The 21,208-nt window shown below is 64.8% G+C and carries 19 protein-coding genes; 8 read left to right on the forward strand and 11 right to left on the reverse strand.

The features are described from left to right. Positions 1 to 462: 462 nt before the first annotated feature. Entirely contained in the window at positions 463 to 2,100 is a 1,638-nt protein-coding gene (locus BLW71_RS03800; protein WP_091793292.1) for a DEAD/DEAH box helicase, read from the reverse strand. A gap of 454 nt (positions 2,101 to 2,554) precedes the next feature. Continuing rightward, entirely contained in the window at positions 2,555 to 2,824 is a 270-nt protein-coding gene (locus tag BLW71_RS03805; RefSeq protein WP_091793294.1) for an acyl-CoA-binding protein, read from the reverse strand. A gap of 205 nt (positions 2,825 to 3,029) precedes the next feature. On the opposite strand from BLW71_RS03805, the gene tsaB reads away from it, so the two are divergent. From tsaB to BLW71_RS03825, 4 genes are read left to right on the forward strand one after another with little or no spacing between them, the layout of a single operon-like run. Next, positions 3,030 to 3,833 (forward strand): tRNA (adenosine(37)-N6)-threonylcarbamoyltransferase complex dimerization subunit type 1 TsaB, encoded by an 804-nt coding sequence (gene tsaB / locus BLW71_RS03810; protein ID WP_091793297.1) that lies wholly within the window; start codon positions 3,030 to 3,032, stop codon positions 3,831 to 3,833. Beyond that, complete coding sequence (rimI, locus tag BLW71_RS03815) at positions 3,830 to 4,324, forward strand: ribosomal protein S18-alanine N-acetyltransferase (protein ID WP_091793299.1); 495 nt, start codon at positions 3,830 to 3,832, stop codon at positions 4,322 to 4,324. The genes tsaB and rimI overlap by 4 nt, the downstream gene beginning before the upstream one ends. Continuing rightward, the gene (locus tag BLW71_RS03820) at positions 4,311 to 5,519 is read left to right on the forward strand and encodes a uracil-DNA glycosylase family protein (protein WP_177204969.1); all 1,209 of its coding nucleotides are present in this window, start codon (positions 4,311 to 4,313) and stop codon (positions 5,517 to 5,519) included. Before rimI ends, BLW71_RS03820 begins: the two co-directional genes overlap by 14 nt. After that, positions 5,516 to 6,607 (forward strand): DUF1853 family protein, encoded by a 1,092-nt coding sequence (locus BLW71_RS03825; protein ID WP_502686813.1) that lies wholly within the window; start codon positions 5,516 to 5,518, stop codon positions 6,605 to 6,607. The genes BLW71_RS03820 and BLW71_RS03825 overlap by 4 nt, the downstream gene beginning before the upstream one ends. 68 nt (positions 6,608 to 6,675) lie before the next feature. On the opposite strand, the gene thiD is transcribed toward BLW71_RS03825, so the two are convergent. Beyond that, positions 6,676 to 7,482 (reverse strand): bifunctional hydroxymethylpyrimidine kinase/phosphomethylpyrimidine kinase, encoded by an 807-nt coding sequence (thiD, locus tag BLW71_RS03830; protein WP_091793301.1) that lies wholly within the window; start codon positions 7,480 to 7,482, stop codon positions 6,676 to 6,678. A gap of 59 nt (positions 7,483 to 7,541) precedes the next feature. Further along, entirely contained in the window at positions 7,542 to 8,849 is a 1,308-nt protein-coding gene (gene lplT, locus BLW71_RS03835) for a lysophospholipid transporter LplT (RefSeq protein WP_091793303.1), read from the reverse strand. A 218-nt stretch (positions 8,850 to 9,067) separates the two neighbouring features. On the opposite strand from lplT, the gene alr reads away from it, so the two are divergent. The 3 genes from alr (at position 9,068) to BLW71_RS03850 (ending at position 12,059) form a co-directional block, all read left to right on the forward strand. Then, on the forward strand, positions 9,068 to 10,138 hold the full coding sequence (alr, locus tag BLW71_RS03840; RefSeq protein ID WP_091793305.1) for an alanine racemase: 1,071 nt from the start codon (positions 9,068 to 9,070) through the stop codon (positions 10,136 to 10,138). Between the two features lie 123 nt (positions 10,139 to 10,261). After that, positions 10,262 to 11,638, forward strand: coding sequence for a DNA repair protein RadA (radA, locus tag BLW71_RS03845; protein ID WP_091800361.1), 1,377 nt, complete (start codon positions 10,262 to 10,264; stop codon positions 11,636 to 11,638). A 142-nt stretch (positions 11,639 to 11,780) separates the two neighbouring features. Further along, positions 11,781 to 12,059, forward strand: coding sequence for a DUF2866 domain-containing protein (locus tag BLW71_RS03850; RefSeq protein ID WP_091793307.1), 279 nt, complete (start codon positions 11,781 to 11,783; stop codon positions 12,057 to 12,059). A 28-nt stretch (positions 12,060 to 12,087) separates the two neighbouring features. On the opposite strand, the gene BLW71_RS03855 is transcribed toward BLW71_RS03850, so the two are convergent. Together BLW71_RS03855 and BLW71_RS03860 are read right to left on the reverse strand one after the other, a co-directional pair. Further along, complete coding sequence (locus BLW71_RS03855; RefSeq protein WP_091800364.1) at positions 12,088 to 13,146, reverse strand: CaiB/BaiF CoA transferase family protein; 1,059 nt, start codon at positions 13,144 to 13,146, stop codon at positions 12,088 to 12,090. 169 nt (positions 13,147 to 13,315) lie between these two features. Then, complete coding sequence (locus BLW71_RS03860) at positions 13,316 to 15,271, reverse strand: ATP-binding cassette domain-containing protein (protein WP_091793309.1); 1,956 nt, start codon at positions 15,269 to 15,271, stop codon at positions 13,316 to 13,318. A 135-nt stretch (positions 15,272 to 15,406) separates the two neighbouring features. On the opposite strand from BLW71_RS03860, the gene BLW71_RS03865 reads away from it, so the two are divergent. Further along, a complete protein-coding gene (locus BLW71_RS03865; protein WP_091793311.1) occupies positions 15,407 to 15,886 on the forward strand; it encodes a glutathione peroxidase in 480 nt (159 codons plus the stop codon). A gap of 230 nt (positions 15,887 to 16,116) precedes the next feature. Here BLW71_RS03865 and cls read toward each other — a convergent pair whose 3' ends face one another. From cls to dapD, 5 genes are all read right to left on the reverse strand, one after another. Further along, positions 16,117 to 17,568, reverse strand: a complete 1,452-nt coding sequence (cls, locus tag BLW71_RS03870) for a cardiolipin synthase (RefSeq protein ID WP_091793313.1) — start codon at positions 17,566 to 17,568, stop codon at positions 16,117 to 16,119. Positions 17,569 to 17,714: 146 nt separating this feature from the next. Beyond that, positions 17,715 to 18,599, reverse strand: a complete 885-nt coding sequence (gene prmB / locus BLW71_RS03875) for a 50S ribosomal protein L3 N(5)-glutamine methyltransferase (RefSeq protein ID WP_091793315.1) — start codon at positions 18,597 to 18,599, stop codon at positions 17,715 to 17,717. A gap of 16 nt (positions 18,600 to 18,615) precedes the next feature. Then, on the reverse strand, positions 18,616 to 19,755 hold the full coding sequence (gene dapE, locus BLW71_RS03880) for a succinyl-diaminopimelate desuccinylase (RefSeq protein WP_091800367.1): 1,140 nt from the start codon (positions 19,753 to 19,755) through the stop codon (positions 18,616 to 18,618). A 205-nt stretch (positions 19,756 to 19,960) separates the two neighbouring features. Then, entirely contained in the window at positions 19,961 to 20,326 is a 366-nt protein-coding gene (locus BLW71_RS03885) for an ArsC family reductase (protein WP_091793317.1), read from the reverse strand. Then, positions 20,326 to 21,153, reverse strand: coding sequence for a 2,3,4,5-tetrahydropyridine-2,6-dicarboxylate N-succinyltransferase (gene dapD / locus BLW71_RS03890; protein ID WP_027213332.1), 828 nt, complete (start codon positions 21,151 to 21,153; stop codon positions 20,326 to 20,328). Before dapD ends, BLW71_RS03885 begins: the two co-directional genes overlap by 1 nt. Between the last annotated feature and the right edge of the window lie 55 nt (positions 21,154 to 21,208).

The raw sequence follows: 21,208 nt of genomic DNA on the forward strand, positions 1-21,208 counted from the left end.
GGTCCGATACAGGAAACTTGCAATTTTCGCCAAAGCGGCCAGCCCGGTCGGGCGTTTTGCTTGGCGAAGTCTTATATAAGAGTCTAGGCAAGTCGAAGGTCGCGCAGTAGCCGTCTGAGCATGTTTTTGTGATATTTATTATTATTTATAATCAGTCACTTACGGTTTTTGTTTCACATTGAGAAAAGACTTTTCCCATCTTGCAATAGGTCGTCTTGTGCCTTGCAGCACGATTTTTTACGACGCAAAAAAATTTTCCACATCGTGAAATTTGGGGTCCGCGGCGTACAGGCGAAAAAAAACCGGCGCCTAAGCACCGGTTTTTTCCGACCCACAGACAGCGTAAAGCCGTCCGGGTCTTTTTTAGCTGGCTGCAACGTACCGCATGGGCGCCGCAAAGGGCTGTGTGCCCTGAAGCAGAGTGCGCTCCTGCTCAGTACTGAGCGGCCAATTCGCGGCTAATTAGCTGCCGCGACGCGCCGTACGCGGGCCGTCGCTGCGGCGTGCGCCGTAGCCGCCGTCGCGCGAACCGCCGTAGCCTTCACGCGAACCGCCGCCAAAGCCGCCTTCACGCGAACCACCACCAGCCGACTTGCCGGCCCAGCCGCCGCCATTGCCGCTGCCGCTGCCGCTGCGCGCACCGCCGCCGTTACCGGCCGGCTTGCCCGATCCGCTACCGAAGCGACGGCCACCGCCGTTGCCGCCGCCCGGACGGCCGCGGCCGCCAAAGCCAGGACGGCCGTTACCCGACGGAGCCGACTTGCGCGGCTCGAAGCCTTCGACGACATTGACCGGCAGCGGGGTGCGCACGAAGCGCTCGATGCGCTTCAACGCGCCTTGTTCCGCGTGATGCACGAGGCTCACCGCGATACCCGAGCGGCCGGCACGGCCGGTACGGCCGATACGGTGCACGTAGTCTTCGGCGAACTTCGGCAGGTCGTAGTTGAACACGTGCGTGATGCCGGGGATGTCGATACCGCGAGCGGCGACGTCCGTGGCCACCAGCACGCGCACACGGCGCTCGCGCAGGGCTTTGATCGTGCGGTTACGCGCGCCTTGCGGCAGGTCACCGTGCAGGGCGGCCGATTCGAAACCGGCGTCGGCCAGACGGCCAGCCAGCTGGTCGGCGTCCATCTTGGTTGCCGTGAAGACGATAGCCTGGTCGAGGCCCTCGCCGCGCAGCAGATGGTCGAGCAGACGATCCTTGTGATCGCGGTCGTCGACGTAATGAACGGTTTGCGCGATGTTGGTACGTTGTTCCAGACGCTGGACGATCTCGATACGCTCCGGATCCTTCAGCAGGCGGCCGGTCAGCGAACCGATCTTGCCGTCGAGCGTGGCCGAGAACAACATGGTTTGACGCGTAGCCGGCGTAGCGGCAACGATCGTTTCGATGTCTTCGATGAAGCCCATGTCGAGCATGCGGTCAGCTTCGTCGAGCACGAGGATCTGCAGTTGCGACAGATCGATACGGCCGCGTTCCAGATGGTCGATCAGACGGCCCGGCGTAGCGACCAGGATTTCCGGGTTCTTCGCGAGCAGCATCAATTGCTGGCCGTAAGCGACGCCGCCCAGAATGCTGACGGTGCGCAGACGCTTCAGGTGCTTGCCGTACGTGGCGGCAGCGGTGGTGACCTGCATCGCGAGTTCGCGGGTCGGCGTCAGAACCAGCATGGTCGGACGGGCAACCGGTTGCGGGCGGCGCGTGCGGGCGCCGTCGGCCGGACGCGGCTCGCGCGGCTGGCTGGCTTGCGCCTTTTGCAATTGCGAGAAACGCTCGATGGCGGGCAGCATGAACGCGGCGGTCTTGCCCGAACCGGTCGGGCTCGAGACCAGCAGGTCACGGCCGGCGATGCCGGCGGGGATTGCACGTTGCTGAACCGGCGTCGGGGTTTGATAACCAGCGGCGGTCAGGGCAGAGACGACGTCCGGGGACAGACCGAGCGACGCGAACGACGGGCCGGACGGTGCTGCGGCTTCAGCGGCGACGGCTTCCGGAGCGGCAGCAACGGCTGCGGCTTGAGCGGGTGCGTCGGCGAGACCGAGGGCTTGGTCGGCGATGGCGTTCAACGGGCTGCTGGGGGTATTGCTCGAAGTCATGAGAATCCTTGGTAAATCCTTGGTACACACGGAATTAAAACGTCGGCGCCAATCGGCATACCCAAGTCGTCGGATTCAGCGAGCAAAGAAGCAGCGAGCAAATCGAAAAACGGGGGCAGCTCGCGGCAATGAAGGCGAGCTTTTCGTTAGAAGCTGTATCGGATGCGACATGCCAACACGGCGTGCCGCCAGCCTGGGACATGATCGCCCGTAGGGGGCTAGGCAGGAGGGGACAGGTTCTAAACTGGATTGGAGCTAAACGCTACGAGGCGCTGCGCCGCAAAGGCCGCTAGAGGAAAGCCGGGCAAAGCAGTGAAGCGCAGGCAGCATTGTATAGGGTTTTGCTGCACTGCGCCACTATTAGGAATTTTCCTGGCAGAAAAGTTGCAGCGGCCGACTGGACGAATGGCCTGCCATCTCCAATCGGGCCGCCGGGTAAGCCTTCGGCGCCAGCTCAGGCCGAGGCGCCGCTCTTCAGCGATACGACCAGTTCGACGTATTGCTGCTTCGCGGCTTCCTCCGCCGTGCCTTTGAGCGCGGCCCACGCGTCATACTTGTATTTGCCGACGATGTCGGTGAAACCCGGCTTGTCGCCGTGAACATCGCCTTCGCTAGCCTGTTTGAAGAGGGCGTACAGACGCAGCAGCGTGAGGTTGCCCGGGCGCTCCGGCAGTTGTTTCACATCTTCCTGAGCCTGGGTGAACTGCGTATTGATGTCGGTCATGGTCGTTTTGCCCGCCGGGCGGGACAGGGGTGAAGGTCGGCTGACGATCATAGCAATTGCATGCCGCTGCGGGGCTGAGGGCTTATTCCAAACACAGGACGCGGGGCTTGGCGCGAAGCGCGGACCATCCAGGACGCGAGCCGGTTCAATCCGGGGCGCAAGCCAAACCACATTTGCGCGCGCAGTGCCGATTACAATACGGTCCATGACTCAAACTGTGCTCCTCGCCCTCGATACCTCGACCGAATTCTGCTCGGTAGCGCTTCTGTCGGTTGCCGGCCATGCTGCCGGCGCCGCAACTGGAGAGACCCGCGCCGAGCCGCGCGTCTGGATGCGCCACGAGCAAACCGGCGCGGTTTCCAGCACGCGCCTGCTCCCCGCCATTCGCGAACTGTTCGACGAAGCCGGCCTGAAACTGGCGGACTGCGACGCTATCGCTTTCGGCTCCGGTCCGGGCTCGTTCACTGGTCTGCGTACGGCGACCGGCGTCGCCCAAGGTCTTGCATTCGGCCTGAACCTGCCGGTCGTGCCGATCAGCACGCTGCTTGTCTGCGCTGAAAGCGCCCGCCTGCGCGATCCGTCGGCCGCGCGGGTGCTCGCCGCGCTCGACGCCCGCATGGACGAGATCTACTGGGCCGACTACGCCTGGGACGACGCGCAAGGTGAATGGCGCACCGTGCAGAGCGCTTCGCTCGACGCGCCGGACCGGCTCGTGTTGCCCGACGTCCCGTTCACGCTGGCAGGCAACGCCGCCGCGGCCTTCGGCGCGCGGCTGCCCGCGCTCGCGGCGGCGCGCAGCGTCGACGGCGAAGCGCTGCCGCACGCCGTGCCGCTCGCCCACGCTGCGCTGCGCGCGTTGCGCGCCGGCCGCACGGTGCCCGCCGATCAGGCCGCGCCGGAGTACGTGCGCGACAAGGTTGCGCAGACCACGGCCGAGCGGGGCGCCGAAAAAGCTGAAAAGGCGGCCAGACTCGCGCACGACGCGGCTCACGGCGAGGGCCGGCAATGAGTGGCGTGTTGCTCGCGGACCGCTATATGTCGCCGATGACCGAGGGCGATCTCGACGAGGTCGCCGCCATCGAAAAGATCGCTTATGAGTTTCCGTGGAGCCGGGGCAATTTCGGCGACTCGCTGCGCAACGGTTACTTCGGCGTCTGTCTGCGCCATGTCACGGGCACCTTGATTGGCTATTGCGTGTTGATGCCGGTGGTCGACGAAATGCATCTGCTCAATCTATGCGTGACGCCCGCGGCGCAAGGCGCCGGCGCCGGCTTCGCGCTGCTGCGCGAAGCCGTGCGGATCACCCGCGCCGAAAAGCTCGACGGCTTGCTGCTCGAAGTGCGGCCGTCGAATCATCGGGCGATCCGGTTGTATGAGCGCTTCGGGTTTGCTTCGATTGGGCGGCGCAAAAATTATTATCCGGCGCGGCATCGCAGCCGGGAGGACGCCATCGTAATGCGTTTCTCGTTTGCCACGGAGGGCGCAGATGGCGCTGCATGAATCGGTACTGGAAGAATTCGGACTCGCGCCGCTTTGGGTGCGTCGCGGAATGGCGGCGGCCGAGCAACCGGCTGTTGTTGAAGCGCAAGCCGAAGGCTTAGCGGGGCAGGGCACTGGCGACGTGGCCGGCTCGGGCGCGCGTCGTGACGATGCGCACGGGTTGCCGCCCGCCGCGGCTCCCGTCACGCGCCCTCTGGAGACTGTGCGTGCGCCGGAAACCGCGCCATCCGCCGTGCGCTTCCAACAAACAGCACCGTCTGCCGTGCGTCCGCAGCAAACCGCGTCATCCGCAGCGGGAACGCCGGAAACCTCGTCGTTCGCGTCGCCTGCGCCTGAACCCGCACCGTCCATGCTACGGGCGCCGGCAAGCGCCGACGCCGCGCACGGCGAACACCGCGTGCGGCCCGCACAAGACGCAGCGCAGGCAGCGCAAGAGCGGTCGCAAATGCCCGCTGAAACGCGTCACCCAATACCCCAGCCGCCGCCATCACGCATGCCCGAGCCGCCGGTTTTCGACGCGCCACCGGACGACGATTTCGCGTGGTTCGACGACCTGCCGACCCACGCGCCCGCGGACGCCCGTAGCGAGGCGCCCGCACCTCCCGCAATCCACACGCTCGACTGGGACGCGCTAAGCGAGCGCGTCGCCGCCTGCCGCCTTTGCCGTCTATGCGAGAAGCGCACGAATACGGTGTTCGGCGTCGGCGACCGCGGTGCTGACTGGATGCTGATCGGCGAAGCGCCGGGTGAGAACGAAGACCGTCTGGGCGAGCCGTTCGTCGGCCAGGCCGGCAAGCTGCTCGACAACATGCTGCGTTCGCTGACGCTCGCGCGCGACACCAACGTGTACATCGCGAACGTGATCAAATGCCGGCCGCCTGGCAACCGCAATCCCGAACCGGACGAAGTCGCGCGTTGCGAGCCGTATTTGCAACGTCAGGTGGGGCTGGTCAAGCCGAAGCTGATCGTCGCGCTGGGCCGCTTTGCGGCGCAAAGTCTGCTGAAAACCGACGCGAGCATTTCGTCGCTGCGTGGCCGCGTGCACGAGTACGAAGGGGTGCCCGTGATCGTCACCTATCATCCCGCGTATCTGCTGCGCAGCCTGCCCGACAAGGCGAAAGCCTGGGCCGACCTGTGCCTCGCGCGCGACACGTGGCGTGCGGCGGGCGGTGCGCCGTCGAACGCGTCGAAGTGACGGCTGCCGAGGGGCCGGCGGCCGGTTCCACCGGCGCACCCGGCATGGATGCCGCGAGCCGCGCTGCGCTGCTCGACACCTTGCATGATCCCGCCGTGCGCGATCTCGCCTGGTTATTGCTGAGCGCCGATCTGTTGCGCCCGCAACCACCGGTGGGCATCCTGGCGAATCCCTTCGATACGCCGCAGGAAGCGCAGGCGAGCGTCGCGTGGCTGCGCGCGCTCGACGACGCGCCCGAACCCTTGCATCGCGATCTCGCGGCGACGCGCATCACGCGTCTCGGCCGCTATGCCGAACGGCTGCTCGGCTGGTTTCTGCAACATGGGCCGGCGGCGCGACTGGTGGCCGCGGGCGTGCCCTTGCGGCGCGCGGGCGTCACGCTCGGTGAATGCGATTTTCTGGTCCAGACGCGGCGGGGCGCGCGTCTGCATTGGGAACTGGCCGTGAAGTGCTATCTGCACGCCGGCGAAGCACGCGCGGAGTTGGCTGCGGTGTTACCCGCGCAATCACGCACGCAGTTACCCAGACAGTCACCCGCGCGGTTATCCGACTACGTTGGCCCGAATCTGAAAGACCGTTTCGACCTCAAGCTCGCCCATGTGCTGAATCACCAGTTGCCGTTGAGCGCGCGTGAGGAGTTCGCATCGGTCGGCTATCCGGGGCCGTGGACGCCGCAGATGTTCATCAAAGGCTGGCTGTTTTACCGGCACGGCGAAACTCCGCTCGATCCCGTCGAACTCGATCCGGCGCATGGCCGTGGCTGGTGGGTGACGCGCAGCGATTGGCCGGCCTTCGCTGCAGGCAACACGCAAAAGTGGCGGCCTTTGCCGCGGCTGGAATGGCTTGCGCCGCGGCGTCATTCAGCTGACGAGGCGCAGGCCGCAGGATTGGTTTTTGTCGATGCGCACACTCTCGCCGGGCAAACTTCGCATCAGCATGGACCGGCGATGGTCGCCGCGTTCACCGAAGACGGCGCGGGCAACCTGATCGAGCGCTCGCGCGGCTTCATCGTGCCGGACGAGTGGCCCGAGCAGGCACAAAACTACGCGCGCGAGCAGCAGCGGGGAAGCGGAAAGACCGGCGCGTAATATGGCCGCAGACGCAGACGGCGAACCCACACGGCCGACCCAACCGGTCTGCCCCGCCCACGCCCCCCTCACCACCACCGATAAAAATGATGCACCGGCCCGACGCCGCTGCCGACGTCGAGTCGATCGCTCGCCTGCAGCGCGCCGGTCAGATACTGCTTCGCGTCGGCGACGGCGCTCGCCAGATCGCCGCGTTGCGGAATCAGCGCCGCGATCGCCGACGACAGCGTGCAGCCCGTCCCGTGTGTATTCTTCACCGGCACGCGCGGGCCGCCCAGACGCAGCGTGCCGCTCTCCTGCACCAGCCAGTCCGGACTATCCGTCGCGCTCAGATGGCCGCCTTTCATCAGCACCGCACGCGCACCGAGCGCGCGCAGCGCTTCGCCTTGCTCGACCATGCCCGCTTCATCGGTCGCGGCCGGCACGCCGAGCAGCGCGGCGGCTTCCGGCAAATTCGGCGTCAGCAGATCGGCGAGCGGCAGCAATTCGTCGCGCACCGCCGCGACCGCGTCGGGCAGCAGCAACGCGTGATTGCTCTTGGAAATCATCACCGTGTCGAGCACGATGTGCTTCGGCTTGTGCCGGCGCAGCGCGTCGGCCACGGCGCGCGCGATCGGCGCGTTCGCCAGCATGCCGATTTTCACGGCGTCGATGCGGATGTCGTCGAACACCGCGTCGAGTTGCGCGGTAATGAAACCGGGGTCCGGCGCGTGAATCGCGGTGACGCCGCGCGTGTTCTGCGCGGTGAGCGCGGTGATCACGCTCGCGCCATACGCGCCGAGCGCCGAGAAAGCCTTCAGGTCGGCCTGAATACCGGCGCCGCCGCCGGAATCGGAACCGGCGATCGTCAGCACATTGGGAATCGGTTGAGTCATGGCAAAGCGAGGAAGGAGGAAGGCGCGGGCCCCGAGGTGAGCGGACGACCCGGCGCGGGTCAGTGCTTGGCTTCGCCGATCAGCGCGACCGAGTCGAACGCGCGCTGGTTGGCCTGATGGCGCCGCATGACGAACCACATCATCACGCACACGAAGGTGCCGAACAGCACGATCACCGCCGTGACCGGCACGTCGAGCCAGACGAGCACGGCGTAGAGGCACAGCATCACGAGCACGGAAAGGTTTTCGTTGAAGTTCTGCACGGCGATCGAGTGACCCGCCGACAGCAGCACGTGGCCGCGATGCTGGAGCAACGCGTTCATCGGCACCACGAAAAAGCCCGACAGGCCGCCGACGATCATCAGGAACACATACGCGACGATCAGATAGCCCGGCACATGCATGCGGCCGAAATAGAGGCCCCAATGGGCGGGGAACAGATCGCGGGTGTAAAACGCCATCAGCATCACGGCGATGCCCATCATGATGCCGACCGGCAACACCGAGAGCGACTTTTTCAACGGCACGCGCGAGGCCGCGAAAATCGCGCCGGCCGCCACGCCCACGGCGACCACCGCCTGCAGGATGGCCGCCTCGGAGAGCGACATGCTGAGCGACACTTCGGCCCACTTCAGGACGATGAATTGCAGCGTCGCGCCGGCGCCCCAGAACAGGGTGGTGACGGCGAGCGAAATCTGCCCGAGCTTGTCGCGCCACAGCACGAGAAAACAGTCGGCGAAATCGGTGACGAGCTTGATCGGGCCGCGCTCCTGTTTCGGATAGCGCGCGCCGGTGTCGGGAATGCGCAGATTGAACAGCGCGGCGATCACGTAGATGACCATGATCACCAGCATCGCCGCCTCGGCGGGCGTGTTGACGGTGGGAATGTGATGCCGCAGGATCGGCGCGGCAATATGCGGGCTGATGAGCGCTCCGCCGAGCACGGTGCCGAGAATGATCGAGCCGACCGTCGTGCCTTCGATCCAGCCGTTCGCGGCGACCAGCCGGTCAGGCGGCAGCAGTTCGGTGAGAATGCCGTATTTGGCGGGCGAATAGGCCGCCGCGCCGAAACCCACGATGCCATACGCAATCAACGGATGCGCGCCGACCAGCATCGTGATGCAGCCGACCACCTTGATCGTGTTGGTGACGAACATCACGCGTCCTTTCGGACGGGAATCGGCGAAGGCGCCCACGAAGGCGGCGAGAACGACGTACGACAGCACAAAGAACAACTTGAGCAGCGGCGTCATCCAGTTCGGGGCGTGAAGATCTTTCAGCAGTGCGATAGCGGCGATCAGAAGCGCATTGTCGGCCAGCGACGAAAAAAACTGCGCGGCCATGATGGTGTAAAAACCTTTTTTCATCTGATGCGATGCTGTCCTCGCTGCGGTCTGTCCGCCCCGGCCGCTGGTTGAGCGTCCGGGCTTATGCCGTTCGAAATGGGTTGTGCGCACGGCTTTATATCATGAAAATAGCTGGATTCGGACTAGCAAAATCCTTGATCGCACCGCCCAGCGGGCTGCCGAGCGCTGAAAACGCCCTGTAAGCCGCTGATTCGCAAGCGTCTTTACGAAAATATCCCATGCCGCGCCCCCTTTCAGCCACGATTCATACCTCCGCTCTCGCCAATAACCTGGCCGTCGCCCGGCGCCACGCGCCGAAATCCAAAATCTGGGCTGTCGTCAAGGCCAATGCTTACGGGCATGGCCTTGCGCGCGTCTTCCCGGGCCTGCGCGCAACCGACGGCTTTGGGTTGCTGGACCTCGAAGAAGCCGTGAAGTTGCGTGAATTGGGCTGGGCCGGGCCAATTCTTCTGCTCGAAGGCTTCTTTCGCCCGACTGACATCGACGTGATCGACCGTTACAGCCTGACCACCGCGCTTCATTCGGACGAACAGTTGCGCATGCTCGAAATGGCGCGGCTGTCCAAACCGGTCAACATCCAGCTGAAGATGAACACTGGCATGAACCGCCTCGGTTACACGCCGGAGAAGTTCCGTGCCGCGTGGGAACGCGCGCGCGCCTGTCAGGGCGTCGGCCAGATCACCCTGATGACCCATTTCTCGGACGCCGACGGCGATCGTGGCGTCGACTATCAGGTGGAGGCGTTCGAGCGCGGCGCGCAGGGCATTGCCGGCGCGCGCAGCCTGGCGAATTCGGCGGCCACGCTGTGGCATCCGGCCACGCACTTCGATTGGGTGCGTCCGGGCATCATCATGTACGGCGCGTCGCCCTCCGGCGTCCATGCCGCGATTCAGGGCACCGGCTTGCAGCCGGCCATGACGCTCGCCTCGGAACTGATCGCCGTGCAAACGCTCAGCGAAGGCCATACGGTCGGCTACGGTTCGTCGTTCAAGGCGCGCGGCCCGATGCGCATCGGCGTGGTGGCCTGCGGCTACGCGGACGGCTATCCGCGCGTCGCGCCGGAAGGCACGCCGGTGATCGTCGACGGCGTGCGCACGCGGGTCGTCGGCCGCGTGTCGATGGACATGCTCACCGTCGACCTGACGCCGATTCCGACCGCCAACGTCGGCTCGCGCGTCGAGCTGTGGGGTAACGCGCTGCCGATCGACGACGTCGCCCAGGCATGCGGCACCATCGGCTACGAGCTGATGTGCGCCGTGGCGCCGCGCGTGCCGGTGCGCGCGGAGTAAAGGTCGCCAAGTAAAGGTCGCGAAGTAAAGGTCGCGAAGTAAAGGTCGAACATGGGCGCGGGCTGGTGCCTCGCGCCCAGCGGAAGTTCCAATCCAAAGAACAGCAACACAGGCAACAAGCGCGTGGCTAAACCCAAGACGGTGTACATCTGTAGTGAATGCGGCGGGCAATCGCCGAAATGGGCCGGCCAGTGCCCCTCATGCAATGCATGGAACACGCTGGTCGAGTCGGTGGCGGAAGCGCCTTCCACGCACCGCTTCCAGTCGCTCGCGAAGAGCGCGCCGGTGCGCCGTCTCGCCGATATCGAAGCGTCCGACGTGCCGCGCTTTTCCACCGGCGTGAGCGAGTTCGACCGCGTGCTCGGCGGTGGTCTGGTACCGGGCGGCGTGGTGCTGATCGGCGGCGATCCGGGCATCGGCAAATCGACGCTGTTGCTGCAATCGCTCGCGGAAATCGCCGCTGACAAACGCGCGCTTTACATCAGCGGCGAAGAATCCGCCGCGCAGATTGCGTTGCGCGCGCAACGACTTTCTTTGCTGGAGCCGGGCTCGAAGGCAAGCGAACTGCAACTGCTGGCCGAAATCCAGCTCGAAAAAATTCAGGCGACGATCGCCGAGCAGCGACCCGATGTCGCGGTGATCGACTCGATCCAGACGGTCTATTCCGACGCGCTGACCTCCGCGCCGGGCTCGGTGGCCCAGGTGCGCGAGTGCGCGGCGCAACTCACGCGCATCGCCAAGCAGTCGGGCACCACCATCATCATGGTCGGCCACGTGACCAAGGAAGGCGCGCTGGCGGGGCCGCGCGTGCTGGAACACATTGTCGATACGGTGTTGTACTTCGAAGGCGACACGCATTCGTCGTATCGTCTCGTGCGCGCGATCAAGAACCGTTTCGGCGCGGTGAATGAGCTCGGCGTGTTCGCCATGACCGAGCGCGGCTTGCGCGGCGTGGCCAATCCGTCGGCGCTGTTTCTGTCGCAGCATGAGCAGTCGGTGCCGGGTTCCTGCGTGCTGGTGACGCAGGAAGGCACGCGGCCGCTGCTGGTCGAAGTGCAGGCGCTCGTTGACGCCGCCAACGCGCCGAACCCGCGGCGCCTGGCGGTCGGCCTGGAGCAGAACCGGCTCGCGATGCTGCTGGCGGTGCTGCACCGGCATGCGGGCATCGCGTGTTTCGACCAGGATGTGTTCCTGAACGCCGTGGGTGGTGTGAAGATCACCGAGCCCGCCGCCGACCTGGCCGTGCTGCTCGCGATCCACTCGTCCATGCGCAACAAGCCGTTGCCCAAGGGGCTGGTGGTGTTCGGGGAAGTGGGTCTTGCCGGTGAAATCCGGCCATCGCCGCGCGGTCAGGAGCGTCTGAAGGAGGCCGCCAAACTGGGCTTCTCAGTCGCGGTGATTCCGAAGGCCAATGCGCCGAAGCAGCCGATAGAAGGCTTACAGGTCGTTGCGGTCGAGCGGATCGAACAGGCCATCGACCGGGTCCGAACGCTCGAATAGACGGGGCTCGTGCGCCTCCAGGCGCCCGCCGCTCCGTAATGGCCGGTAAATATCTCCATATTGGCTGTAACCTGCCGGACATTCCTTTTTCCTAAGCTGCAAGGGTTTGCATCCCTTCCGATGCCCGAAAAAGGATCGCGCCTTGAAACAGTCATATGAAACCGTAGCCGAGCGGCCGATACAGGTGCGCGGTTGCCGCGTCTCCGCGCCCATTCGCCAGCCATGGGGCGGCGCCTGCCGGATCGTCGAGTGGATCGATACGGCGGGGCAGATTTCGCGGCGGGTGGTGGCCGAACACGCCACGGCCGCCGAAGTCCGCGCGACGATCGACCGTCATGTGGAAGGCCGTAAGCACATGCTGTACGACGACGAAAAGACGCCGCGTCAGACTTTGCCGCGGCAGACTGCCGCGCGGCGTTGAGGGCGGTCGGCGCGGCTGCCCCCGCGCGTTACTGGACCAACCGGTCTTCCTCGTCTTCGCCGCGTACGTTCGCCGCATCGTAAGCCTGCGGATTGAACAGCGGATGGCGCGCGGCTTCGGCCGCTGTCAGCACTGGCGAGACACAGCAGTCGAGCGCCTCCAGCATCACCACCCATTCTTCCAGCGGGCGCTGGCCGATCACCTCGGCGAGTTCATGCGTGAGTGCGGCTGCGTCCGGGCCACCAATGGCCTGGCCGAGACTCCAGTGGCGCGTGGCCCATTCAGGCCGGTCGAGCGCCATGCAGAGCGTTTCCCAGAACTTCAATTCGAGCGCGCCGACCGCGAGCCAGCGGTTATCGAGTGTGCGGTAGAGGTTGTAGCAGGGCACGCCGCCATTCAGCAGACCGGCGCCTGCGGCCGGCGCCGCGCCTTCATTGGCGAGCGCGACCTGCGCCACGACGTTGTGCGCGTAGGTGACGTGCGTCATGGATACGTCGACGAAGCGGCCTGTGCCGCCGCGCGACACCTGCCATAACGCCGCGAGAATCTGCGTGACTGCGCTCAAGGCACCGCCGAGCAGATCGGCAATCTGAAAATTGGGCAGGATCGGCGCGCCGTCACGGCCCGCCAGTTGGTCGAGCACACCCGCGTAGCCGATGTAGTTCAGATCGTGACCGGCGTGATCGACGAATGGACCGCTCGCGCCGTAGCCGCTGATCGCGCAATAGACCAGCCGGGGATTGACCGCGCGCAACGTGTCGTAGCCGATGCCGAGCCGCTCCATCACGCCGGGCCGGAAACTCTCGATCAGCACATCCGCTTCGGCCGCGAGCGCGCACAGCACGTTGCGCCCCGCCTCGGATTTGAGGTCGAGGCGCGTTTCGCGCTTGCCGCGATTCACCAGCCGGTAGAACGCGCCGGGCCGTCCCGCCACGCGATCGCTCGACGATTGCATCATCGTGCGGGTGGGGTCGCCGGCGCCTGGCGCTTCGATCTTCAGCACATCGGCGCCCAGCTCGGCCAGCCGCAAGGCGGCCACCGGCCCCGGCAGCAGGCGAGTCAGGTCGAGCACTCGCAGACCTTGCAGCGCGGGCGGCGCGGGACTGGCCGATGAGTTGGCCGATGAGTTGGTCGATGACTTGGCCGATGAGCCGGCCGATGCCCCGGCCATCGTTGCGGCCGTTGAGACGGATGATGTCGCAGAAGACAAAGCCAACCTCTCGTCGATGCCGGCGCGGACCTAAAACAGCGTGCCGCTAACCGATTTGTTCGAGTTCCTCGTGAGTCTCGAGCCATTCGGCTTCGAGCGCCTCGAGGCGCGCGTTCACGTCTGCCTGACGGCGGATCGCCTCCGTCAGTTTGCTTTTATGGGCGGGCTCGTAACTCGCCGGATCGGCGACGAACGCATCGAGCGTCGCTTTCTCCGCGTTGAGCGTGTCCATTTCCTTTTCGATCTTGGTGATCCGGCTTTGCAACGGTTTTTTCAGATGTGCGAGCTTCTGACGCGTTTCGGCTTCGAGGCGCCGCTGTTCCTTGCGGTTGACGCCGTTGTCCGCACCGCCGTCAGCGCCATTGCCGCCGTTCGACGCCGTGCCCGCCTTGAGCGCCGCGCGCTGTTCGGCCGCGTGCTGAAGCAGCCAGTCGCGGTAGTCGTCGAGGTCGCCGTCGAACTCCTGCAGGCGATGTTTCGCGACCAGCATGAACTGATCCGTGGTGGCGCGCAGCAGGTGCCGGTCGTGCGACACCAGAATCAGCGTGCCTTCGAACTGGGCGAGCGCCATGGTCAGCGCGTGACGCGTTTCGAGATCCAGGTGATTGGTCGGTTCGTCGAGCAGCAGCAGGTTCGGCTTTTGCCAGATGATCAGCGCGAGCGCGAGGCGGGCCTTTTCGCCGCCTGAGAAGGGCGCGATCTTCGAGGTCGCCATCTCGCCGGAAAAGTTGAAGCTGCCGAGGAAGTCGCGCAATTCCTGCTCGCGCGTGTCCGGGGCGAGGCGCGCGAGGTGCTGCAACGGCGTGTCGTCGGGGCGCAGGGTTTCGAGCTGATGCTGCGCGAAATAGCCGATGCGCAGCCCCTTGCCTTCCCGCACGTGGCCGCCGAGCGCCTCGAGCGTGCCGGCGAGCGTCTTGATCAGCGTGGACTTGCCCTGGCCGTTCGCGCCAAGCAGACCAATGCGCTGCCCGTTCTGGATCGACAGCATGACGTGATCGACGATCGGAATCTCGATGCTGGGTTGGTCTTCGCTGCGATAGCCGCAGCGCACGTCTTCCATCACCATCATCGGATTCGGCGCGGAATCGGGCGTGCGGAACTCGAACGTGAACGGCGAGGCCGCATGCGCCGGCGCGATCAGCTCCATCTTTTCCAACGCCTTGACGCGGCTTTGCGCCTGGCGCGCCTTGGTGGCCTGCGCCTTGAAGCGGTTGATGTAACTCTGCAAATGCTCGACCGTGCGCTGCTGTTTCTCGTATGCGCTTTGCTGCAACGCGATCTGCTGCGCGCGCAGCACTTCGAATTGCGAGTAATTGCCGCCGTAGCGCTTGATCTGCTGTTGCTCCAGATGCAGCGTGACGTTGCAGACCGAATCGAGGAATTCGCGGTCGTGCGAGATCACGATCAGCGTGCCCGGATAACGGGCCAGCCAGTCTTCCAGCCAGACGATCGCGTCGAGGTCCAGGTGGTTGGTCGGTTCGTCGAGCAGCAGCAGGTCGGAGCGGCACATCAGCGCCTGCGCGAGATTCAGCCGCATGCGCCAGCCGCCCGAAAAGCTGCTGACCGGTTCGCGTGTCTGGTCGAGCGTGAAGCCGAGCCCTAGCAGCAGGGCTTCGGCGCGCGCGGGCGCAGTGTAGCCGTCGGCGTCGGCGAATGCGGCGTGCGCTTCGCCTTCGGCCGCGCCGTCATGGGCGGCGGAGGCGGCGGCAATGCGCGCTTCGATCGTGCGTAAGGCGGCGTCGCCATCCAGCGTGTAGGCGAGGGCGGTTTTGTCCGCGGCCGGCGTTTCCTGCGCGACGTGCGCGATCTGCCAGGTCGGCGGGATCGAAAAATCGCCGCCGTCCGCATGCAGCTCGCCGCGCAGTACGGCGAACAGCGTTGACTTGCCCGCGCCGTTCGCCCCCACCAGGCTGGCCTTTTCGCCGGGATTGAGGGTGAACGTGGTGTTGTCGAAGAGCGGCTTGGTGCCGCGCGCTAGGCTGAACTGGTTAAAGCGGATCACGAAGAGGCCGGCTGGAGAAAACCGCTATTTTAGACTGCCGGGGCTGACACCGGGCGCTCAGCCGGGATCGTCCATTCGGCCGACTGTACCGGCGAAGCTTTTGGCATAGACTGACGGCTTTTACGGGGGGAGCACATGGCATCGATTTATTCGTTTTCGGCGCGCACGCTGGGTGGCGAGGAAGTGAGCCTTGGGCAGTATGACGGCAAGGTTTTGCTGATCGTCAATACGGCAAGCGAATGCGGGTTCACGCCGCAGTACGCCGGCTTGCAAAAGCTGTACGACACCTACGCGGCGCGCGGGCTCACGGTACTCGGTTTTCCCTGCAACCAGTTCGGCAAGCAGGAGCCGGGCGACGCCGCGCAGATCGGCAGCTTCTGCGAAAAGAATTACGGCGTGACTTTCCCGATGTTCGACAAGGTCGACGTGAACGGTGCGAACGCGCATCCGCTGTTCCGCTACCTGACCGGTGAAGCGCCGGGTGTGCTCGGTCTGGAGGCGATCAAGTGGAATTTCACCAAGTTTCTGATCGACCGTGACGGCAACGTGGTGAAGCGTTACGCGCCGCTGACGAAGCCCGAGGCGATTACCGAGGATATCGAAAAGCTGCTGTGAGACGCGGTGGGAAACAAGAGTTGGCCTCGCGTCGTCGCTAAAGGCCGGTACTGTTGCGACACGGCTGCAGCGCAAGCGCCCTTACGGCCTTGGGTTAGTCCTGGGCGTGAGTCCTTAGCGCGGCTGCCTTGCTGGACTGCTTAGAATCGGCAGCCGGCCGGCTGGGCGCGGGCGCCGACTTCAGATTCACGCCGTTGCGGCGAATCAGCGCTGTTTGCAGCAGCGCGGCCTCACAGAATTGGCGAAAAGAGCCGCGCCACATGCATGAGCACGCGCTTTAAAGCGCTTGCCTGCCGGTACTCGTTGCGGTCGATTTCGCGCGATTCGGCGAAGTCGGCCAGCAGCATCGTTTCGACCTCTTCGGCGAAGCCGCGATCCACGGTCAGCACCATGATCTCGAAGTTCAGGCGGAACGAGCGGTTGTCGAGGTTGGCGCTGCCGACTGCCGCGGCCACGCTGTCGATCAGCACGACCTTCTGATGCAGGAAGCCCGGCTGGTAGCGGAAGATCCGGATGCCCGCGCGCAGCGAGTCATACGCATACAGCTTCGAGGCCGCGAACACGACGAGGTGATCGCGCCGGCTCGGAATCAGAATGCGTACGTCCACGCCGCGCAGCGCCGCGAGCCGTAATGCCGAGAACACGGCTTCATCGGGAATCAGGTAGGGCGAGGTGATCCAGATCCGCTCGCGCGCCGCATTGATCGCTTCGACGAAAAAGAGCGAGCAGGTCTCCTGCTTGTCCGCCGGGCCGCTCGGCACCACGAGGCAATGCATGCCCTGGCCGCCATCAGGCTGGATGGCCGGAGGGGGCGGCATGTCGAATTCGGGCAACTGCTGCGTGGCCCAGTGCCAGTCTTCGGTGAAGACGAACTGAATGCTTGCAACCGCTGGGCCGCGCACTTCGATATGCGTATCGCGCCATGGCGAAAGTGGTGGCTTGCCGCCGAGATATTCCACGCCCACGTTGTGTCCGCCGACAAACGCGCGTTCGCCGTCCACCGAAACGATCTTGCGGTGATTGCGGAAGTTCACCTGCAGACGGTTGACGAAACGGCGATGGGTGGCGAACGGATGCGTCTCCACGCCGCCCGCGCGTAGCGCCGCCACATAGCGGTGAGGCAGATCGAAGCTGCCGATGCTGTCGTACAGGAAGTAGACGCGCACGCCCTGTTTTGCTTTCGCAATCAGTGCGTCTTTGAGCATCTCGCCGAGCGCGTCGTCGCGCACGATGAAGAACTGCACGATTACGTAACGGCGCGCGTTCTCGATCGCTTCGAAGATGGCCTCGAAAGTCGCCGCGCCGTTGACCAGCGTGCGCACCGTGTTGCCGGGCAGAAACGGCATGCCGCCAAGACGCGTGAGCGAATGCACGAGCCTGCCGCCCAGCTCCAGCGTGGGCAGGTTCGCCGACGAAGCGCGCGTGTCCCATTCCGGCGGATGCGCGCGTGTGCGCAGCAGTTCGTTTTCGACGCGGCGCGCATCCGCATAGCCGGCAAACTTGCTGCGGCCGAGGAACAGATACGGGATCAGCGTCAGATAGGGCATTGCGACCAGCGACACGGCCCACGCAATCGCGCCTTGCGATGTGCGGGTGTTCAGAATCGCATGGCACGCCGCGACCACGCCGAGAATATGGCAGAGGCCGACCAGCGTGCCGATGTGAAGCAGGTCGAATTGCATAGGTGGACGAAGGGTTGGCGAGGGGCTGGCCTGGCTGGCTCGATGAGCGCCGGGTAGCTGAGCTCGCCCATCTTACCGAACGCGCGTGCATTCGGGGCGCGTGCGGCTCGAGGCGGGTGGTTTTGCTGCGCGAGCGCAGCAAAACTTTAGACCGGCAAATCAGCCGCCTGAATCAGGAACACGTTGTCGTCGCCGGCGCTGGTCGACAGCCAGACCAGATCGAGGCCGCCGAACGCCGCTTCCACGTGCGCGCGCTCATTGCCGATTTCCACCACCAGCACGCCTTCATCGGTCAGCCAGTTGCGCGCTTCGGCGATGATCCGGCGCACGATGTCCATGCCATCGGCGCCACCTGCCAGCGCCATATCCGGCTCGTGCTTGTACTCGGCAGGCAGTTCCTGCATGGACGCCGCGTTCACGTACGGCGGGTTGGTGATGATCACGTCGTAGCGGCGCTCGGCGAGCGGGGCATACAGGTCGCCTTCGAACAGGGCGATGCGGTCGTCGAGCTTGTAGTCCGTGACGTTGCGCGTGGCGACTTCCAGTGCGGGCGCGGACAGATCCACCGCATCGATATCCGCGTTCGGGAACGCATGGGCCGCGAGAATCGCGAGGCAGCCGGAGCCGGTGCACAACTCCAGCACGGCGCTGACCTGTTCGGGATCTTCCACGTAGGGCTGCAAACCGTCCTGCAGCAGTTCGCCGATGAACGAGCGCGGCACGATCACGCGTTCGTCCACATAGAAGCGGAAGCCGTGCATCCAGGCTTCCTGCGTGATGTAGGCGGCCGGCACGCGCTCGGTGGCGCGGCGCTCGATCACGTTCAGCACGGCGTCGACTTCAGCGGCGCTCAAACGCGCGTCGAGAAACGGCTCCAGCAGATCGAGCGGCAGATGCAGCGTGTGCAGGATCAGATAGGCGGCTTCGTCGTAAGCATTGGCCGAACCGTGGCCGAACGACAGATCGGCCTGGTTGAAACGCGAAACCGCGAAACGCAGCAGGTCGCGAACGGTGGAAAACGGGAGCGTCATCGCAATAGTCCTTGGGTCACGCAATCAGTTGTTCGAGCACGCGGCGGTACACGTTTTTCAGCGGCTCGATGTGTGCGACTTCGATATGTTCGTCGATCTTGTGGATGCTGGCGTTCAGCGGGCCGAATTCGATCACCTGCGGGCAGATGCGCGCGATGAAGCGGCCGTCCGAGGTGCCTCCGGTCGTCGACAATTCGGTGGTCACGCCGGTTTCGTCCTTGATCGCCTTGGCAAGCGCGTTCGACAGATCGCCGCGCGGCGTGAGGAACGGCAGCCCGCTCACGGTCCATTGCAGATCGTAATCGAGCTCGTGTTTGTCGAGGATCGCGTGCACGCGCGCCTGCAAACCTTCCACCGTGCTCGCCGTCGAAAAACGGAAGTTGAACATCACGTCCGCATGGCCCGCAATCACGTTGGTCGCGCCGGTGCCGCTGTGAATGTTCGACACTTGCCACGTGGTGGGCGGGAAATATTCGTTGCCGTCGTCCCAGCGCTCCGCCACCAGTTCGGCGAGCGCGGGCGCAAGCAGATGCACCGGATTTTTCGCCAGATGCGGATAGGCGATATGGCCTTGCACGCCCTTGACGATCAGCTTGCCGGACATCGAACCGCGCCGGCCGTTCTTCACCATATCGCCGAGCTGCGCGCTCGAAGTGGGTTCGCCGACGATGCAGTAGTCCATGCGTTCGCCGCGCGCCTGCAGCGCCTCGACGACCTTGATGGTGCCGTCGGTGGCGGGGCCTTCTTCGTCGCTCGTGATCAGGAACGCGATCGAGCCGCGGTGCGCCGGGTGCGCGGCGACGAACTCCTCGCTCGCCACCACGAAGCCCGCGATCGACGTTTTCATGTCCGCCGCGCCGCGGCCGTACAGTTTGCCGTCACGCTGGGTCGGCTCGAACGGCGCCGAGTGCCACTGTTCGAGCGGGCCGGTCGGCACCACGTCGGTATGACCGGCGAATGTGAGCAGTTTGCCCTCAGTGCCGTCGACGCCGCGTTTCACGGCCCACAGGTTGGTCACGCCGTTCGATTCGATCGTCTCGTGCTCGAAGCCGAGCGCGGCCAGGCGTTCGATCAGGAGGCGCTGGCAATGCTGGTCGTCGGGCGTGACGGACGCGCGCGCGATCAGTTGTTCGGTAAGGGCGAGGGTGCCGGACATGGATTCGATACAAGCCACTTTGAAATGAAAAAATGCCGGCTGGCGGTTGAACACCGCAGCCGGCAACAGCTTTTGAGCCACGCGACCAGGGTCGCGTTTTACTACGTTTTGCGTTCGCGGCGCCGGCGCATGGACTCGCGCCAGACGGCTAGCAGATCCGGCGGCGCTCAACTCCGCGCGCCGGATCCGACGAACAGTGCTGCTCTTACGCAAACAGCGCTTCGTACTCGTCCGCGGAAAAACCGAGCGATTTCACGCGCCCGTTGACCACCAGCACCGGCCGCTTGATCACCGACGGCTTGTGGATCATCAACGCGATCGCGCCCGATTGCGTGTCCGCGGCCGCCTTCATGTCGTCGGACAGGGCGCGCCACGTGGTGCCGCGACGGTTCAGCAACGCGTCGAGCTTCACGTCTTTCAGCCAGTCCTGCACGAGCGGTTCGGTCACGCCATGCTTCTTGAAGTCGTGGAACTCGAACTCGACGCCGTGTTCTTCCAGCCACACGCGGGCTTTCTTCACGGTGTCGCAGTTCGGGATGCCGTAGACGACAGTTTTGGTGCCGCGCGCCATCAGTCGCCTCGCAGCAGCTCGTTCAGGCCGACCTTCGCACGCGTCTTGGCGTCGACCTTCTTCACGATCACGGCGCAGTAGAGGCTGTGCGAACCGTCTTTCGACGGCAGGTTGCCCGCCACCACCACCGAACCCGCCGGAATGCGGCCATACGTGACTTCGCCGGTTTCGCGGTCGTAAATCTTGGTGCTCTGGCCGAGGTACACGCCCATCGAGATCACCGAATTCTCTTCGACGATCACGCCTTCCACCACTTCCGAACGCGCGCCGATGAAGCAGTTGTCTTCAATGATGACCGGGTTCGCCTGCAGCGGCTCCAGCACGCCGCCGATGCCCACGCCGCCCGACAGGTGAACGTTCTTGCCGATCTGTGCGCACGAACCGACGGTGGCCCACGTGTCGACCATCGTGCCTTCGTCCACGTACGCGCCGATGTTGGTGTACGACGGCATCAGCACGACGTTCTTCGCGATGAACGAGCCGCGGCGCGCAATGGCGGGCGGCACCACGCGAAAGCCGCCGGCGGCGAAGTCTTCAGCGGTGTAGTTGGCGAACTTGGACGGCACCTTGTCGTAGAACTGCGAGTAACCGCCGGCCGGCATCGGCGCGTTGTCTTCCAGGCGGAACGACAGCAGCACGGCTTTCTTCAGCCACTGATTGACGACCCAGTCGCCGTCTTTCTTCTCGGCGACGCGCAGTGCGCCCTTGTCCAGTTGCTCGATGGCGTGGGCGACGGCTTCGCGCACGTCGGCCGGAGCGGCCTTCGGCGACAGTTCGGCGCGGTTTTCCCAGGCGGTGTCAATGATCTGCTGAAGTTGTTGCGACATATGCGTGCTTTATCGAAGAGTTGAAGTCTGAAGAAGGGGTGCGGTGCGCGAGGGT

This window comes from Burkholderia sp. WP9, from assembly GCF_900104795.1.
Taxonomy (GTDB): Bacteria; Pseudomonadota; Gammaproteobacteria; order Burkholderiales; family Burkholderiaceae; genus Paraburkholderia.

What these genes read in the sequence shown, in the direction of transcription:
- BLW71_RS03800 (WP_091793292.1), bottom strand. Translation starts at nt 2,100, where the DNA reads ATGACTTCGAGCAATACCCCCAGCAGCCCGTTGAACGCCATCGCCGAC.
- BLW71_RS03805 (WP_091793294.1), bottom strand. Translation starts at nt 2,824, where the DNA reads ATGACCGACATCAATACGCAGTTCACCCAGGCTCAGGAAGATGTGAAA.
- tsaB (WP_091793297.1), top strand. Translation starts at nt 3,030, where the DNA reads ATGACTCAAACTGTGCTCCTCGCCCTCGATACCTCGACCGAATTCTGC.
- rimI (WP_091793299.1), top strand. Translation starts at nt 3,830, where the DNA reads ATGAGTGGCGTGTTGCTCGCGGACCGCTATATGTCGCCGATGACCGAG.
- BLW71_RS03820 (WP_177204969.1), top strand. Translation starts at nt 4,311, where the DNA reads ATGGCGCTGCATGAATCGGTACTGGAAGAATTCGGACTCGCGCCGCTT.
- thiD (WP_091793301.1), bottom strand. Translation starts at nt 7,482, where the DNA reads ATGACTCAACCGATTCCCAATGTGCTGACGATCGCCGGTTCCGATTCC.
- lplT (WP_091793303.1), bottom strand. Translation starts at nt 8,849, where the DNA reads ATGAAAAAAGGTTTTTACACCATCATGGCCGCGCAGTTTTTTTCGTCG.
- alr (WP_091793305.1), top strand. Translation starts at nt 9,068, where the DNA reads ATGCCGCGCCCCCTTTCAGCCACGATTCATACCTCCGCTCTCGCCAAT.
- BLW71_RS03865 (WP_091793311.1), top strand. Translation starts at nt 15,407, where the DNA reads ATGGCATCGATTTATTCGTTTTCGGCGCGCACGCTGGGTGGCGAGGAA.
- cls (WP_091793313.1), bottom strand. Translation starts at nt 17,568, where the DNA reads ATGCAATTCGACCTGCTTCACATCGGCACGCTGGTCGGCCTCTGCCAT.
- prmB (WP_091793315.1), bottom strand. Translation starts at nt 18,599, where the DNA reads ATGACGCTCCCGTTTTCCACCGTTCGCGACCTGCTGCGTTTCGCGGTT.
- dapE (WP_091800367.1), bottom strand. Translation starts at nt 19,755, where the DNA reads ATGTCCGGCACCCTCGCCCTTACCGAACAACTGATCGCGCGCGCGTCC.
- BLW71_RS03885 (WP_091793317.1), bottom strand. Translation starts at nt 20,326, where the DNA reads ATGGCGCGCGGCACCAAAACTGTCGTCTACGGCATCCCGAACTGCGAC.
- dapD (WP_027213332.1), bottom strand. Translation starts at nt 21,153, where the DNA reads ATGTCGCAACAACTTCAGCAGATCATTGACACCGCCTGGGAAAACCGC.